This is a genomic window from Ensifer sp. GW101-20A05 (assembly GCF_059424735.1).
This window is the reverse complement of record NZ_JBWKZT010000018.1, coordinates 71029-85343: the sequence shown is the minus strand read 5'-3', so window position 1 is coordinate 85343 and position 14315 is coordinate 71029. Positions and strand designations below refer to the sequence as shown.

The 14315-nt window shown below is 61.8% G+C and carries 16 protein-coding genes; 7 read left to right on the top strand and 9 right to left on the bottom strand.

What is annotated here, in order from left to right; genetic code table 11:
* Nucleotides 1-86 precede the first annotated feature (86 nt).
* Both cobT and AC070A_RS29700 read left to right on the top strand, forming a co-directional pair.
* Nucleotides 87-1103: a nicotinate-nucleotide--dimethylbenzimidazole phosphoribosyltransferase gene (gene cobT, locus AC070A_RS29705; RefSeq protein WP_113737272.1), complete on the top strand. Its 1017-nt coding sequence runs from the start codon at nt 87-89 to the stop codon at nt 1101-1103.
* Nucleotides 1104-1331: 228 nt separating this feature from the next.
* Entirely contained in the window at nt 1332-1745 is a 414-nt protein-coding gene (locus AC070A_RS29700; RefSeq protein ID WP_057248829.1) for a diacylglycerol kinase, read from the top strand.
* A 4-nt stretch (nt 1746-1749) separates the two neighbouring features.
* On the opposite strand, the gene AC070A_RS29695 is transcribed toward AC070A_RS29700, so the two are convergent.
* Together AC070A_RS29695 and AC070A_RS29690 are read right to left on the bottom strand one after the other, a co-directional pair.
* Complete coding sequence (locus AC070A_RS29695) at nt 1750-2295, bottom strand: GNAT family N-acetyltransferase (protein ID WP_057248830.1); 546 nt, start codon at nt 2293-2295, stop codon at nt 1750-1752.
* 3 nt (nt 2296-2298) lie between these two features.
* On the bottom strand, nt 2299-3834 hold the full coding sequence (locus tag AC070A_RS29690) for a sensor histidine kinase (RefSeq protein ID WP_058328857.1): 1536 nt from the start codon (nt 3832-3834) through the stop codon (nt 2299-2301).
* A gap of 226 nt (nt 3835-4060) precedes the next feature.
* Between AC070A_RS29690 and AC070A_RS29685 the strand changes: the two genes are divergently transcribed.
* From AC070A_RS29685 to AC070A_RS29675, 3 genes are all read left to right on the top strand, one after another.
* Nucleotides 4061-4735 (top strand): thermonuclease family protein, encoded by a 675-nt coding sequence (locus AC070A_RS29685; RefSeq protein ID WP_244495557.1) that lies wholly within the window; start codon nt 4061-4063, stop codon nt 4733-4735.
* Nucleotides 4728-5366 carry a uracil-DNA glycosylase family protein gene (locus tag AC070A_RS29680; protein WP_057248833.1) on the top strand — a complete coding sequence of 213 codons (639 nt, stop codon included), beginning with the start codon at nt 4728-4730 and terminating at the stop codon, nt 5364-5366. The genes AC070A_RS29685 and AC070A_RS29680 overlap by 8 nt, the downstream gene beginning before the upstream one ends.
* 65 nt (nt 5367-5431) lie before the next feature.
* Nucleotides 5432-5920 (top strand): Lrp/AsnC family transcriptional regulator, encoded by a 489-nt coding sequence (locus tag AC070A_RS29675; protein ID WP_113737271.1) that lies wholly within the window; start codon nt 5432-5434, stop codon nt 5918-5920.
* Nucleotides 5921-5939: 19 nt separating this feature from the next.
* Here AC070A_RS29675 and AC070A_RS29670 read toward each other — a convergent pair whose 3' ends face one another.
* Both AC070A_RS29670 and AC070A_RS29665 read right to left on the bottom strand, forming a co-directional pair.
* Nucleotides 5940-6641, bottom strand: a complete 702-nt coding sequence (locus AC070A_RS29670; protein ID WP_113737270.1) for a DNA alkylation repair protein — start codon at nt 6639-6641, stop codon at nt 5940-5942.
* Nucleotides 6638-7507 (bottom strand): NAD(P)-dependent oxidoreductase, encoded by an 870-nt coding sequence (locus AC070A_RS29665; RefSeq protein ID WP_057248836.1) that lies wholly within the window; start codon nt 7505-7507, stop codon nt 6638-6640. The genes AC070A_RS29670 and AC070A_RS29665 overlap by 4 nt, the downstream gene beginning before the upstream one ends.
* A gap of 401 nt (nt 7508-7908) precedes the next feature.
* Here AC070A_RS29665 and AC070A_RS29660 point away from each other — a divergent pair, with 401 nt between their 5' ends.
* A complete protein-coding gene (locus tag AC070A_RS29660; protein ID WP_057248837.1) occupies nt 7909-8877 on the top strand; it encodes a DMT family transporter in 969 nt (322 codons plus the stop codon).
* A 204-nt stretch (nt 8878-9081) separates the two neighbouring features.
* Here the strand turns inward: AC070A_RS29660 and AC070A_RS29655 are convergent, their stop codons facing one another.
* Nucleotides 9082-9909, bottom strand: coding sequence for a class I SAM-dependent methyltransferase (locus AC070A_RS29655; protein ID WP_057248838.1), 828 nt, complete (start codon nt 9907-9909; stop codon nt 9082-9084).
* A 203-nt stretch (nt 9910-10112) separates the two neighbouring features.
* On the opposite strand from AC070A_RS29655, the gene AC070A_RS29650 reads away from it, so the two are divergent.
* Nucleotides 10113-10838 (top strand): DUF2270 domain-containing protein, encoded by a 726-nt coding sequence (locus AC070A_RS29650; RefSeq protein WP_057248839.1) that lies wholly within the window; start codon nt 10113-10115, stop codon nt 10836-10838.
* Nucleotides 10839-10956: 118 nt separating this feature from the next.
* Here AC070A_RS29650 and AC070A_RS29645 read toward each other — a convergent pair whose 3' ends face one another.
* The 4 genes from AC070A_RS29645 to AC070A_RS29630 all read right to left on the bottom strand — a co-directional run bounded on the left by AC070A_RS29645 (nt 10957) and on the right by AC070A_RS29630 (nt 13970).
* Entirely contained in the window at nt 10957-11223 is a 267-nt protein-coding gene (locus AC070A_RS29645) for an usg protein (RefSeq protein ID WP_057248840.1), read from the bottom strand.
* Nucleotides 11224-11388: 165 nt separating this feature from the next.
* The gene (locus tag AC070A_RS29640) at nt 11389-12219 is read right to left on the bottom strand and encodes an ABC transporter permease (protein ID WP_057248841.1); all 831 of its coding nucleotides are present in this window, start codon (nt 12217-12219) and stop codon (nt 11389-11391) included.
* Nucleotides 12216-13019 (bottom strand): ABC transporter permease, encoded by an 804-nt coding sequence (locus AC070A_RS29635; RefSeq protein ID WP_057248842.1) that lies wholly within the window; start codon nt 13017-13019, stop codon nt 12216-12218. Before AC070A_RS29635 ends, AC070A_RS29640 begins: the two co-directional genes overlap by 4 nt.
* Before the next feature lie 168 nt (nt 13020-13187).
* Complete coding sequence (locus AC070A_RS29630; RefSeq protein ID WP_057248843.1) at nt 13188-13970, bottom strand: ABC transporter substrate-binding protein; 783 nt, start codon at nt 13968-13970, stop codon at nt 13188-13190.
* Nucleotides 13971-14315 lie beyond the last annotated feature (345 nt).

Genomic DNA, 14315 nt, shown 5'->3' with positions numbered 1-14315 from the left:
GACGCCGATTGGCGCAAATGCCGTTGCCCGAATATTCGACGCCCTCTATGAGGAGCGTAGATTCACGATATGCAAGGATTCCCAGCATGAGTGCCAGCGGCCTGCCGTTTGATGATTTCCGCGAATTGTTGCGCAACCTGCCGGGGCCGGATGCGGCGGCCCTGGTCGCGGCGCGCGAGCGGGACGCACAGCTGACAAAGCCGCCGGGCGCGCTCGGACGTCTCGAAGAGATCGCCTTCTGGCTCGCCGCCTGGACCGGCAAGGCGCCGGCCGTCAACCGGCCGCTGGTGGCGATCTTCGCCGGCAACCACGGCGTCACCCGTCAGGGCGTCACGCCGTTCCCGTCGTCCGTTACCGCCCAGATGGTCGAGAATTTCGCTGCCGGTGGTGCTGCGATCAACCAGATCTGCGTCAGCCACGACCTCGGCCTCAAGGTTTTCGACCTGGCGCTTGAATATCCGACCGGCGACATCACCGAGGAAGCGGCGCTCTCGGAGCGGGATTGTGCGGCCACCATGGCCTTCGGCATGGAGGCGATCGCCGGCGGCACGGATCTGCTGTGCATCGGCGAGATGGGCATCGGCAACACCACCATTGCGGCGGCGATCAATCTCGGCCTCTATGGTGGTACGGCCGAGGAATGGGTCGGTCCGGGTACCGGTTCCGAAGGCGAGGTACTGAAGCGCAAGATCGCCGCTGTCGATAAGGCGGTGGCGCTGCATCGCGATCACCTTTCCGATCCGCTCGAGCTGATGCGCCGCCTCGGTGGTCGCGAGATCGCGGCGATGGCGGGCGCGATCCTCGCGGCCCGCGTGCAGAAAGTGCCCGTCATCATCGATGGCTACGTGGCGACTGCGGCAGCGGCAATCCTGAAGGCGGCCAATCCGTCAGCGCTCGACCACTGCCTGATCGGCCATGTCTCGGGTGAACCGGGTCATATCCGCGCGATCGAGAAGCTCGGCAAGACGCCGCTGCTGGCACTCGGCATGCGGCTCGGCGAGGGCACGGGGGCGGCCCTTGCCGCCGGCATCGTCAAGGCGGCAGCGGCCTGCCACAGCGGCATGGCGACCTTCGCGCAGGCTGGCGTCAGCAACAAGGAATAATCAAGATCCGGCCGGCTTTCACGGCAAAGCCGGCCGATTGCTGTCCAAAGCCTGTCGCGGGCGCTATTCCCGCGTGTGGCGGGCCTTGATGGCCGCGTGCTTCTCGCCTATCCAAAGCGCACATGCAGCCCTAACTATAGGCTTGGGCTCCTGCAACCGGCAAACGCCTTGCATTCGCCTCATTCACGATGTCGAAGCAAGCGCAGTTTCAAGCCTTGTCGAGAAGAAATGGACGTCAAGAACACCACGCACCGCATTGGACCGACGGGTCCCGTCGAGAAGCAGACCGGCATTCGGCATCTCTTCGCCGCCGCCAGCTATTCGCTGGGCGGCGCGAAACGGCTGATCAGCGAGGCTGCTTTCCGCCATGAGCTGATCGCTTTCGGCATCGCCATGGTTGCCTTCACCATCGTCGGCGCGACCTTCTTCCAGTTCGTGGCGATGGCGATCCTGTTCCTGCTGATGATGGCCTTCGAGGCGATCAACACGGCGATCGAGGAAATCGTCGATCGCGTCTCGCCGGAAATCTCGGAAATGGGCAAGAACGCCAAGGATCTCGGCTCCTTCGCCTGCCTCTGCCTGATCATCGCCAACGGCGTCTATGCCGGCTACGTCGTGATCTTCGACGGCTTCATGAACTGATCTGCTACCGCCGGTCGTTCGGCGCGATCCGATAGAGCACGTGCGGGCGCAGCGGGTTGCCCTCCGGCACCGTCACGTCATCGAAATCCTCCGCCGGATCCGAGCGCATGCCGAGCCTTTCCATGAGCGCGCGCGATGGTTCGTTGATGCGCGAGGTATAGCCGATGACCTCGGCAAGCCCGAGTGCCGACCATGCATGGTGCAGGCAGGCGCTTGCTGCTTCGAGCGCATATCCTTGCCGCCAGTAGGGTCGGGCGAGGATCCAGCCGATTTCGACATGCGGGCCACCGAGAATTTCGGCTCCGGCATGCGAAAGGCCAAGACCGCCGATGAGCGCTCCGTCCGCCTTGCGCTCGACGGCCACAAAGCCGAAGCCGTGTCTGCGCAGGTGCCGGTCGCAGTCGGCGATCATCGCCGCGGTATCCTCCCGCGTCAGAATGTCAGGAAAATAGTAGCGGCGCACGTCCGGATCGGCATTGGCGACGGCAAAGGGCGCGACGTCGCGCTGCTCCCAGGGCCGAAGCCTCAAGCGTTGCGTTTCGATGAACATGGATCAGGCGAAACTCTTGCGACGACGGATCGGGGCTGCCACGTCCTCGACTGCCGGCAGGCTCTCGAGCACGCGGCGGGCCGGCAGGATGGCGATCGCCTCGGTGCCTTCCCGAAGCTTGGAGCGCAGGATGAATTCGCCATTGTGCTTGGCGAGAATGGCCTGGACGATGGGCAGGCCGAGGCCGGTGCCCTGCTCGGCGCTCTTGATGGCGATCGAGCCCTGACCGAAGGCCGACAGAACGATCGGGATTTCCTCTTCCGGGATGCCCGGACCGTTGTCCTTGATCGAGAGATATTGTCCGCCGCCGGCCGTCCAGCCGACCTTGAAGGTGACTTCGCCGCCCGAATTGGTGAATTTCACGGCGTTGGACAGCAGATTGAGGATGACCTGCCGCATTGCCTTCTCGTCGACCCAGACCGAGGGCATGCCAAGTTCGAACTGCGAGTGGATGGTAATGTTCTTGGCGCGCGCCCTCAGTTGCACCATGCCGACGCAGTCCTCGGCGATCTCGACGAGGCTGACCGCATCCTCGTTCAGGTCGTAGCGGCCTGCTTCGATGCGCGACAGGTCGAGGATCTCGTTGATCAGGTTCAGCAGATGCTCGCCGGAACGATGGATATCGTTGGTGTATTCCTTGTAGGTCGGGTTGCTGAGCGGACCCAGAACCTCCGTCGACATGACCTCGGAGAAGCCGAGAATGGCATTCAGCGGCGTGCGCAATTCATGCGACATGGAGGCCAGGAAGCGCGACTTGGCGAGGTTCGCTTCCTCCGCCCGACGCCGTGCCTCGTCCGACATCGATTTTGCCACTTCGAGCTCGGCGATCAGGTCATCCTTCTCCGATTGAACCGAGAGGATGTGGACATTGGCACGGTTCATGCGATCGGTCATGAACACGAGGAAGAGCAGCGCCAGCGAGATGATGCCCGTGAGGCCGATATAGATCGGATTGCCAGTCGTCAGCGAGACAAAGGCCAGTGCGGCGACCACGGGCGTGAAGGTGCAGAGCAGGGCATTGCGCAGCAGGAACGTGCCCATGGCAGTGGCCGCAAGCGCGAAAAGCAGGGCAGTGCCCTCGAAGAAACCGAAGCGGACATCACCGCACGACGCGCAATCCTGCGCAACGAAGGCTGCCCAGCAGAGGCCAATCAACAGCTGGCCGAGCAGGAAGCGCCGGCGCCAGACCGGGACCTTTTCGGCAACGATGTCCTTCTTGCACGCCTTCCTCGCTAGCACCAGCGTCACCGCATGCGCCGAAAGGGTCATGACGGCCCAGACGATGATGCTGAGATTGCCGGAGAGATAGACCCCGACGGCGGCAATCAGGGCGACGAGCACCGGTATGGCGATGGCGCCGTGCAGGGCCGAATCGATGTAAAGATTGAGCATTTCGCGCTCGAAGCCCGAAGGCACGGACGAGCCCGTTTGCAGCCGCTCTCGCGTCGCGCGAACCGTCCTCGAAACGGCCTTGTTTCGATGGTTTCGCGACTTGTCGACAATGATCTTATCTGTCGAGGTGCTGGCAGCGATACTCATGCTCTTATGCAAAGGTTATGGTTTCGTTGCAGTCTAGTGAGCAATCCTTAAGAAGTTGCTGCCGTGTGTGAAGGATTCGACAACCATTATGGCGCGGTGGTGTCCTTGGCCAAAAGTTGAGAGCCGGCACATGAGATTCCGCCTCTAAGTTTTTGGAATCGTCGATGTTTGTGATGCGGTCCCGGTTCGATCAGGGAGCGCGCGTAGCGATAAAGGTGCAGGAAACGTGAAATCAGGCCGGGCGAGATACCGCTTCACCGGCGGGCGAGGCGGAGGGTCTTCGGGCCGGTCGCGATCGGCCGGCCGTGGCGGCATGCTCGGCGGATGGATCATTCTTCTGCTGCTTTCGATCGTCGCCTATTACGCCGACAAGCTGCCCGTGGGGGAGCGTGCCACAACCGGGGAGGCGCGTGGAGCGGCGTCCGCGAGCGACGGCGACAGTCTTCGCCTTGACGGCAAGCGCATTCGCATCGAGGGGATCGATGCGCCGGAACTCGACCAGAGCTGCGAGCGCGACGGCGAGACCTGGGATTGCGGCCGCCAGGCGCGCGAACGCCTGAGGGCGCTGATTTCCGCCGGCGATGTCCGCTGTCGTTTTCACGGACGCGATCGGTACGGCCGCGACCTCGGCACATGCGAAGCGGGCGGGCGGGACATTGGCCGTGAGATGGTGCTCTCCGGGTATGCGGTCAGCTATGGGCACTATCAAGCGGAAGAGGCACGGGCAGAGAAAGAGCGGCGCGGCATCTGGGTCGGCACGTTCACGACCCCGCAGGAATGGCGCCGCACGAATGACCATCCGGACGAGGGGCCGCATTTGGTCGATGGTTGGCTCGAGACCATCAGGCGCTGGCTGCTGGAGCGGCTGACCGCCTTGTTTGCGGGTATCGGCAATGCCTGAGAACGATGTCCCGGACCTGGAGCGGCTGAGAGCGGAAATTGCCGCCTGCCGCATCTGCCGCGACAGTCCGCTGCGTGGCGACGACGACCGTCTGCCGCATGAGCCGCGACCGGTCGCGGTGATCTCGACCACGGCACGCATCCTGATCGCCGGACAGGCGCCCGGGCTTCGGGTGCATGACAGCGGGTTGCCGTTCAACGATGCATCCGGCGATCGGCTCCGCCAATGGCTGGGGGTGGACCGCGAGAGCTTCTACGATCCGGCGAAATTCGCGATCGTGCCGATGGGCTTCTGCTTTCCCGGTTATGACGCCCATGGCAGCGACCTGCCGCCGCGTCGGGAATGCGCGCCGCTCTGGCGGCAGCGGGTGATGGATCAGATGCCGCAGGTCGAGCTGGTGCTGGCGATCGGGCATTATGCGCAGCGCTGGCACATCGGTCCGGAATGCCCGAAATCGATGACGGAGACGGTAAAGGACTGGCGGCGCTACGCGATGCGCAATGCGGATCCCGCCATTCTGCCGCTGCCGCATCCGAGCTGGCGCAACACCGGCTGGCTGAAGCGCAATCCCTGGTTCGAGGCCGATGTTCTGCCGTTCCTGCGGGAGCGGGTTCTTATGCTCACAACCTGAAACAATTTTCTTTATCTTCACCAATTTCGCGCTATAGAGGGAAAAATAATTCGAGAGGGACTTTCATGGACCGCCTAGACCGCAAAATCCTGCGCCTGTTGCAGGAGGATTCCACGCTGGCCGTTGCCGACCTTGCCAAGAAGGTGGGACTTTCGACCACGCCGTGCTGGCGGCGCATCCAGAAGATGGAAGAGGACGGCGTCATCCGCCGCCGTGTCGCCCTTCTCGATCCGGTGAAGATCAACACCAAGGTCACGGTGTTCGTGTCGATCCGCACAAACTCGCACTCGATGGAATGGCTTCGCCGCTTCTCCGAAGTGGTGTCCGAGTTTCCCGAGGTGGTCGAATTCTACCGCATGAGCGGCGACGTCGACTATCTTCTGCGCGTGGTCGTGCCTGACATTGCCGCCTACGACGCATTCTACAAGCGCATGATTGCCAAGATCGAGATCCGTGACATCTCTTCTGCCTTCGCCATGGAGCAGATCAAGTACACGACCGAGCTTCCGCTCGATTACATGATGATCGACCAGGCGAAATCCGCCGAGGATTGAGGCGCCTGCGCTAGCGGGCTCAGCTTTGATCGAGACCAAGCCGCGCGAGCACCTTGTCGCTCTTAAGTTCGCGAACCGCGTCCTTGCCCGTCCAGCGGGCGGCGCGGTTTGCGCTTTCGGCCAGGCGCTCTGCGAGCGCCAGTGCAGGACCATGGCAGGCGGAATTGCGCTTGCCGATCTGTCGGAGCGCCCAGTTGACCGCCTTCTTCACGAAGTTCCGCTCGTCGGTTGCGTGCCGCTCGATCAGCGGCAACCAGTTCAGGAGCGTCGCGTCCGGTTCCTTCTTCAGGTGGACCGCAGCGGTCGCAATCATCGCGAAGGCGATGCGCCGGACGAATTCACGTTCGTCGGCCGCGAATTCCGGGATCAGTTCGCGCTCGAAGCGGGCGGCGATGAAAAGGTCGGCAACGGTGTCGACCACTTCCCACGAATTGCAATCGTCGCCCCAGCGGAGCGCCTCTTCCAGCGTCAGTTCTTTCGGGTCGGCGGTAAACGCGGCCAGGATGCGCGCCTCGCGGATGCCGGACTGCCAAAGCTTCAGCGCGCGGCGGTGATCCACCTTCACCTGCCGCGTCACCTTGTGCAGCTCGACATTGGAGAGCCCGAGGGCGGCTTCGGTGACGATGCCGAAGCGCGCCATGCCGGCGAGATTGTCTTCAGAGCCGAGCGACCGCAGGTGAGCGATGATCTCGTCTGCGGTCGAGGACGGGCCGAGGCTCATTTTTCGAGGCGGGCGAGCAACGAGGACGTATCCCAGCGGTTGCCGCCCATTTCCTGGACATCGCCGTAGAACTGGTCGACGAGAGCGGTCACCGGCAGCTTGGCACCGTTGCGGCGGGCCTCCGCCAGCACGATGTCGAGATCCTTGCGCATCCAGTCGACCGCAAAGCCGAAGTCGTACTTGCCGGCGTTCATCGTCTTGTGGCGGTTTTCCATCTGCCAGGAGCCGGCAGCACCCTTGGAGATGACGTCCACAACCTTCTCGATGTCGAGCCCGGCCTTCTTGCCGAAGTGGATGCCTTCGGCCAGTCCCTGGACGAGGCCGGCGATGCAGATCTGGTTGATCATCTTGGTGATCTGGCCGGCGCCGGCCGGGCCCATCAGGCCAACCATGCGGGCAAAGGCTTCGATGACCGGCTTGGCGCGATCGAAAGCCGGTTCATCGCCGCCGCACATGACGGTCAGTACGCCGTTTTCGGCGCCGGCCTGGCCGCCGGAGACCGGCGCATCGATGAAGTGAGCGGTGCGCGCCTTCGCTGCCGCATAGAGTTCGCGGGCGACTTCGGCCGAAGCGGTGGTGTTGTCGATGAAGACGGCGTCGGCCTTCAGCGTTTCGAAGGCGCCGTCCTTGCCGGTCGTTACCGAGCGCAGGTCGTCGTCATTGCCGACGCAAGAGAAGACGAACTCGGCGCCATCGGCGGCTTCGGCCGGTGTCCGCGCTGCGCGGCCGCCGAACTCGGCCGCCCATTTCTCGGCCTTGGCGAAGGTACGGTTGTAGACCGTCAGCTCGTGTCCGCCGCGGACCTTGAGGTGGCCGGCCATGGGATAGCCCATGACGCCGAGACCGATGAATGCGACCTTTGCCATTTTCCGAATACTCCCATTGCTTTCGCTTTGGTGTAGCCGATGGAACGGGAGCGGAAAAGAGTGCTGTTATGTGGCACAGGCCAGCAATGGTGACGAGGGTGGCGTTGGCAGTTGCGTACCGCGAGCAGTCACCAGGTGCCTCAACTGCCGAGAAAACCCGCCCGCCGTACATTCTGGTACACATCTGCGCTCGCCAAACACACGCCGTATACATGGAGCCGCTCTAATCCAGCGACGTTGGCCCCGAAGTTGAAGTCCAACGCGCCCTTCCAGGCACAGTTCGCTCAATTGCTAGGTCGTTCAAGCGCCGACTTCCAATCTGGAAAAGGTGTTTGTCAAACACATGCATGGCGGACCGTGAAGGGAAGCATTAGCGTCCGAAAAACCAATGAGGCCGGACTATGGACAAGAGTTTCTACGTAGGCGTTCTTGCCGCACTCTTCGCGGCCTTCGCCTTTTCGCTCAACTTCGTTGTGCCTTTCATCATCGGCGACTACTCCACCTTTGATTTTGCTCTTGTCCGTCATGTGGTCTCGGCTCTGGTCGGCCTCTGTATTCTGTTTTCGGATCGGGGGGTGATACAACACCTGACGCTCCGAAACTGGCTTTCAGCAATCTGGCTCGCCTTCATCGGCTACGTCGGCTACTTCCTGACGGTGACAGGAGCTGCCATCTTTGCTGGGCCGGTGATTGCTCCCGCCTTTCTCGGTTTGGTTCCGCTCGTTCTGATGGTGGTCGGCAACCAGCGGCAGGGATCGGTTTCATGGCAATCCCTGACGGTGCCTCTCATGCTGGTGCTGCTCGGTCTTGTTTTCGTCAATGGCACAGCGTTCACGGCAGAGGGACTGGAATCCGTCCGTTCCTTCTGGATCGGTGTTCCGCTGGCGCTTGCGGCGGTGGCATTGTGGGTCTGGTTTGCGATTGCCAATCAGGCCGCCTTGGCCGTCCGACCTGAAATGCCCTCCGGTGTGTGGTCCGCGCTTATCCTCGTTGGCGGAGGTATCTTGATGCTGGCCTTCTACCCGGCTGGAGCAGCGATGGGTCTCTTTCAGCTTCCAAAACTCGGTTTTGGGTGGCACGCCGCCGGCTCACTCTATCTTTGGGGTACATCCTTCGCGCTTCTGGCAACCGTATGCGGAGTGTGGGCGTGGAATGTCGCGTCTCGAACCTTGCCCGTTGCACTGGCCGCGCAATTGATCGTTTCGGAAACGGCATTTGGGGTCATCGGCGGTCTCGTCGTTCATGCTCGATGGCCGACCGCGATGGAAGCTGCAGGGATCGCAATCCTCATTGGCGGGGTCGTTCTGTCCGTCCGGATTTTCTACGAAAGGCAGTTTTCATTGGGCAAGACGGCGCTGGCGCACCAGTAAGGGCTCCGCGCCCGATCTTTGTCGGCGCCCAGTCGCTATGGGCCAAAAGGTGCGACTGGTGGCACCTGTTAGATAGCTCTCGAAAAGAGGGAAGGGCGCAAAGTGGGATGCGCCCTTTTCATGCGTCATGCCGCGCCGCCTTCAGCGCCGCGGCACCCTATTTTTATCCTTACATAGCAGACGACTTAAGGAAGCTGCAGGTGATCAGGGCTTGAAGCGCGCGATCACCAGATGGCCGGCGATCGGCTCGCCTTCTTCCAGACGCACGGTGATGTCGCCGACTTCGACGATCTCGAAACCGGTGGCGGCCAGGCGGTTGCGCAGGTAGCTCTCGGCGTGGGCGAAGCGCTGGTGCGGGCCGACCATGAAATCGCGGCCGGCGAAGGTCTCGGTTGGCAGGGTCTCGCTGGAGAAGATCAGCAGGCCGCCGGGCACCATGTTGTCGACCGCGCCGAAAAACAGCGCTTCGAGCGCGCCCATGTAGGGAAGCACGTCGGTCGCAACGATCAGGTCGAAGGGCTCGTCGTCGTTGTCGTCGAGATAATCGACCGCTTCGGCGACGTAGAGCGTCTCGTAGAGATCCTTCTCATGGGCGATCTCGACCATGTTTTCGGAGAGGTCGATGCCGGTGATGTCGTCGGCCATGTCGCGGAGCGCGCCGCCGGTGAGGCCCGTGCCGCAGCCAAGATCGAGCACACGATCGAACGGGCCAAGCTCAAGCGCCTGCAGCCGCTGGCGCACGAGGAGCGGCACGCAGTAGCCGAGCTGGTCGACGAGCACGTTGTCGAACACTTCGGCATGCTGGTCGAAGAGGGTGGCGACATAGGCGTCAGGCGCCTTCACCGGCGTCTCGCCGCGTCCCATCGAGGCCAGGCGCACGGCAGCGCCGCCGTGGTCTTCCGGGTCGAGCGCCAGCACTTCGGCATAGGCATCGGCGGCGGCATCGAACTTGCCGGATTTTTCCAGGGAGAGGGCGCGGTTATAGGCTTCCGCCAGCGCTTCCTCGTCGATTTTCGTGCTCTTCTGGGTCATGGGCGCTTCTTACGTCCGCAGAGGCGCTTTGGCAATCGCCGTCGGCGATCGTTTACCGGAGCGGATTAATCGGTATCCGGACGACAAATAGGTTTTCATTGGCCTTTTGAACGAAAAACGGCGCCCTGCGACGCCGTCGGGATTTATCGGCGAGAGGAAAGGAGTCATCATCGCAAGCATAAGAAAAGACGGGAGGAACGCCGATGTCCGCCGAGCTCGGTCCGCTGATCATCAGTGCGGAGGTCAAGGAGCCGAAGGGCCCGCCGCTGCCGCAAACATCCCAGGAGCAGATCAACGCGGTCGTGCACTATTATCGCGGTGAAATGGGCCGTATGGCCGGCTGGCGCGACCGCATCGACCGAACCTCGAACTGGGCGATCACCGTGGTTGCGGCGCTGCTTTCGGTATCGCTGTCGACGCCGACGTCACATCACGGCGTGCTGCTCTTCGCGATGCTGCTGATTACGCTGCTGCTCTTGATCGAGGCGCGGCGTTACCGCTTCTTCGATGTCTATCGCGCCCGCGTGCGGCAGTTGGAACGCGGATACTTCGCGCAAATCCTGGCGCCGGACGGCGCGCCGAACTTCAATTGGGCGGCGGCGATCGCCAAGAGCCTGCGCAAGCCGGCATTTCTGATGACCTATCGCGAGGCGCTCTGTCGGCGGCTGCAGCGCAACTATTGCTGGATGTATCTGATCCTGCTGCTGGCCTGGGCGCTGAAGATCTCCTCGCCGAAGATGTCGGCCAATGGCGAACCCTTCGGGCATGTGCGGTCCTGGACCGATGTCGCCGAGAATGCCGCACTCGGCCCTTTGCCTGGCTGGCCGGTGGTCCTGGGCGTTCTGCTGTTCTATGCGCTTGTCCTTTACGGCTCGCTGCACAGGGAGCCGCGTGAAGGCGAACTGGCGCATGGCGAGGTGCATGTCTGAGAGCGCATCGGCTGCAGCGTCCGCAACGCTGAGCGATCGCGGTTATCAGGGCTTGCCGATCGCAACGCCGGTAGCCTGACCGAAGGCCACCTTAGGCTCCTCGGTTTCGATCGGCGGTTCAGTGCAGAATGAACTCGCCTTTGAGCGCGCGCCATTCCGTCGCCGAGATCAGCTTGCGATGCACATAGCGCACCGAATGCAGCGGTCCATCCAGCTTCTCTTCCCAGAATTTCAGGAAGCTGCGCATTTCCGGAAAGTCCGGTGCCAGGTCGTAGTGCTGCCACACATAGGTCTGGAGGAAGGTTGGATGATCCGGCATGTGGTAGAGGATCTGAGCGGTCGTCAGGCCGTAGCCCTTCAGTTGCAGTTCCATTTCGTTCGTCATTAGGACCTCACTTCTCGCAAAGGTTGGTCTCTATGATGAAACGCCCGATTTCTTAATCAAGGGCTAATATTTGCCCTGAAATGAAACTTTCGTAAGAAATAACAAAAGCTTGGCAGCATCTCACGGAGAGTGCTGCCAAGCTTTGCTCGTCGGTGATTTCCGGAATCAGCGCTTGAGGTGACGGGTTAGCCGCGCTTCCAGCATGCTCCAGATGTTGCGCAGGATCTCGACCATGATCAGGTAGAGAATGGCCGCCCAGATATACATCTGGAAGTCGAAGGTGCGGGAAAAGGCGTAACGGGTTTCGCCCATCAGGTCGAAGACGGTGACGATCGCGACGATCGCCGAGCCCTTGATCATCAGGATGATTTCATTGCCGTAGGGGCGCAGCGCCACGATCATCGCCTGCGGCAGGATGATCTTCCAGAAAGCGACGCGCTCGGGCAGGCCAAGGGCGGCGGCACCTTCACGCTGTCCGCGCGGCACGCTCCCGATTGCGCCACGCAGGATTTCCGCCTGGTAGGCTGCGGTGTTGAGCGTGAAGGCGAAGAGCGCGCAGTTCCACGCATCGCGGAAAAACCACCACAGGCCGACCGTTTCCAGCTGCGGGCGGAAACTGCCGAGGCCGTAATAGATCAGGAAGAGCTGCGCGAGCAGCGGCGTGCCGCGGAAAAAATAAACATAGCCGTAGGCGAGCCACGACCAGAGCTTGTTCTTCGACATGCGGGCAAACGCGATCGGCAGCGACAGAAGGGCGCCGAGGACGATCGAGATCGAGACCAGCATCAGCGTGACGCCGAGGCCGGAGAGGAAGCGCGGACCGTATTTCGCGAATTTCTCCGGGTCCCAGCCATTGACGACGGTCAGGAAGATGCCGACGCCAAGCGCCAGCCAGACGCCGAGCGCGACGCTGCCGACGAAGCGGGTCAGCGTATAGGGCCTTGGCGGAACCGGAGGCGGGGCCTGCGGCGGGATCATCGTTGCAACAGTGCTCATCGGCCCATCTCCGCACGTTTGGTCCAGCGTTCCAGGTTCGCAAAGACGATCGAGGAAATCATCGCGAGGATCAGGAAGAGCACGCAGGCGACACCATAGAATTCAAAGGCTTGCTTGGTAACGCGGGCGGCGACGCCGGTCTGGCGCAGGATGTCGGTCAGGCCCACCACCGAGACGAGGGCGGTGTCCTTGAGCAGCGCCATCCAGAGATTGCCGAGACCGGGCAGCGCGATGCGCACGAGCTGCGGCAGGATGATGAGGCGCATGGTCCTGCCGCGATGCAAACCAAGGGCATCGCCGGCCTCGTATTGTCCATGTGGAATGGCCTTGAAGGCTGAGAGCAGCACTTCGGAACAATAGGCGGAGAACACGACGCCGAGCGCGATCATGCCGGCGAAGAAGGCGTTGATCTCCACCGGCCCCTCGTAGCCGAGCGTCGCCAGCAGCTGCTGAACGAGGATCTGCAGGCCGTAATAGACGATGAAGAGCGTCAGCAGTTCGGGCAGGCCGCGGAAGATCGTCGTGTAGATGTTGGCGGCCAACCGTATGGTGCGCTCTTCGGACTGCTTTCCGAGAGCGATGAAAAAGCCGATCAGCAGGCCGACGGGCAGCGTCGCGATGGCAAGGCTCGCGGTAACCACGAAGCCGTAGGCGATATCGTCGCCCCAGCCTGTGTCGCCGCAGGCCAGCAAGGTGCCGGGCGCCAGCCAACGAAAGACCCCGACGGGGCCGCAGAATGGATCGACGATCGATCCGATCCAGGAAAGGATGGAATAGAAGCCGGCAAACAACCCGCTCATGTCAGAAGTTTCCCCTTTGCGCCGTTTTTGTGTGTATCGATCGCGCTTTGTTTTAGGCTCTTGTCAAACAAAAACGGCGGAAGGGCAAGCCGTCCGCCGTTGCATTTTTCGCATGAACTGACGTTTCTCCGGCATGATTCACTAGGAAATCGCGCCGGATCCCGTCAATCAGCTGCCATAAACGTCGAACGGGAAGTACTTTTCGTTGATTTCCTTGTACTTGCCGTTGGCGCGGATCGCTTCGATCGCCTTGTTGAACTTTTCGCGCAGCGCGTCGTCGCCCTTGCGCACGGCAATGCCGGCGCCTTCGCCGTTGATGACGGGGTCGATCGGCAGCGTGCCGAGCAGCTTGCAGCAGGCACCGTCTGTCGACTTCAGCCATTCGGAGAGAACGACCACGTCGTCGATGACGGCGTCGATACGGCCGTTGGCGATGTCGAGCTTGTATTCGTCAGCCGTCGGATAGAGCTTGATGTCCGCACCCTTCATATGCGCTTCGGCATAGTTGGAATGGGTGGTGGAGCCCTGCGCGCCGAGCGTCTTGCCCGCAAGCGCTGCCTCGGTCGCCTCGGTGATCGGCGAATCCTTCGGCACGACGATTGCCGGCGGCGTGTTGTAGTACTTGTTGGTAAAGTCGACCTTTTCCTTGCGCTCGGCAGTGATCGACATGGATGCGATGATGGCGTCGAACTTCTTGGCGATCAGCGCCGGAATGATGCCGTCCCAGTCCTGCGTGACGAAGGTGCATTCGGCCTTCATTTCCGTGCACAGTGCCTTGGCGATGTCGATGTCGAAGCCCGTCAGCGTGCCATCCGCTGCAAGGTTGTTGAAGGGCGGGTAGGCGCCTTCCGTGCCGATAACGACCTTTTCGCCGTCGGCCATGGCCGAGCCTGCCATGAGCACGAAAACGGCAGCCGATGCGGCGGCTGCCAGCCGCTTGGAAATACGCATGATAGTCCTCTCTGTTGGCCGACATCCGGTTTTTTGTTTTTCACGGATGCCAATTTCTGCCGGAGCGTTTGCCTCCGGTTGCGGCGATATTCGTACTCTTTTCCTGTAAAAATCAACAGGAAAGCGAAGGTGCTCACCGGGAAAAGGATTTCGACCGCAGATTGTGGTGGCGGGTCGCGCAATGAACATGAACGGTGCGTTCAGCGCCGGTTAATCTTGCCTCCGCTAGCCCTTATCAAGGAACCGGCGCGTGGCTCGGGCATTGCACTTGACGGCGCGTGTCGTTGGCAACACAAAAAAGCCGGAACCTTGGGTCAAGGCCCCGTGAGTATTCGCGTTCGCACC

Excerpts from the sequence above, each read along its gene's own strand:
- AC070A_RS29650 (WP_057248839.1), top strand. The coding sequence starts at position 10,113 with ATGTCCGCCGAGCTCGGTCCGCTGATCATCAGTGCGGAGGTCAAGGAG.
- AC070A_RS29630 (WP_057248843.1), bottom strand. The coding sequence starts at position 13,970 with ATGCGTATTTCCAAGCGGCTGGCAGCCGCCGCATCGGCTGCCGTTTTC.
- AC070A_RS29675 (WP_113737271.1), top strand. The coding sequence starts at position 5,432 with ATGGACCGCCTAGACCGCAAAATCCTGCGCCTGTTGCAGGAGGATTCC.
- AC070A_RS29655 (WP_057248838.1), bottom strand. The coding sequence starts at position 9,909 with ATGACCCAGAAGAGCACGAAAATCGACGAGGAAGCGCTGGCGGAAGCC.
- AC070A_RS29695 (WP_057248830.1), bottom strand. The coding sequence starts at position 2,295 with ATGTTCATCGAAACGCAACGCTTGAGGCTTCGGCCCTGGGAGCAGCGC.
- AC070A_RS29635 (WP_057248842.1), bottom strand. The coding sequence starts at position 13,019 with ATGAGCGGGTTGTTTGCCGGCTTCTATTCCATCCTTTCCTGGATCGGA.
- AC070A_RS29700 (WP_057248829.1), top strand. The coding sequence starts at position 1,332 with ATGGACGTCAAGAACACCACGCACCGCATTGGACCGACGGGTCCCGTC.
- AC070A_RS29660 (WP_057248837.1), top strand. The coding sequence starts at position 7,909 with ATGGACAAGAGTTTCTACGTAGGCGTTCTTGCCGCACTCTTCGCGGCC.
- cobT (WP_113737272.1), top strand. The coding sequence starts at position 87 with ATGAGTGCCAGCGGCCTGCCGTTTGATGATTTCCGCGAATTGTTGCGC.
- AC070A_RS29680 (WP_057248833.1), top strand. The coding sequence starts at position 4,728 with ATGCCTGAGAACGATGTCCCGGACCTGGAGCGGCTGAGAGCGGAAATT.
- AC070A_RS29690 (WP_058328857.1), bottom strand. The coding sequence starts at position 3,834 with ATGAGTATCGCTGCCAGCACCTCGACAGATAAGATCATTGTCGACAAG.
- AC070A_RS29670 (WP_113737270.1), bottom strand. The coding sequence starts at position 6,641 with ATGAGCCTCGGCCCGTCCTCGACCGCAGACGAGATCATCGCTCACCTG.
- AC070A_RS29665 (WP_057248836.1), bottom strand. The coding sequence starts at position 7,507 with ATGGCAAAGGTCGCATTCATCGGTCTCGGCGTCATGGGCTATCCCATG.
- AC070A_RS29645 (WP_057248840.1), bottom strand. The coding sequence starts at position 11,223 with ATGACGAACGAAATGGAACTGCAACTGAAGGGCTACGGCCTGACGACC.
- AC070A_RS29640 (WP_057248841.1), bottom strand. The coding sequence starts at position 12,219 with ATGAGCACTGTTGCAACGATGATCCCGCCGCAGGCCCCGCCTCCGGTT.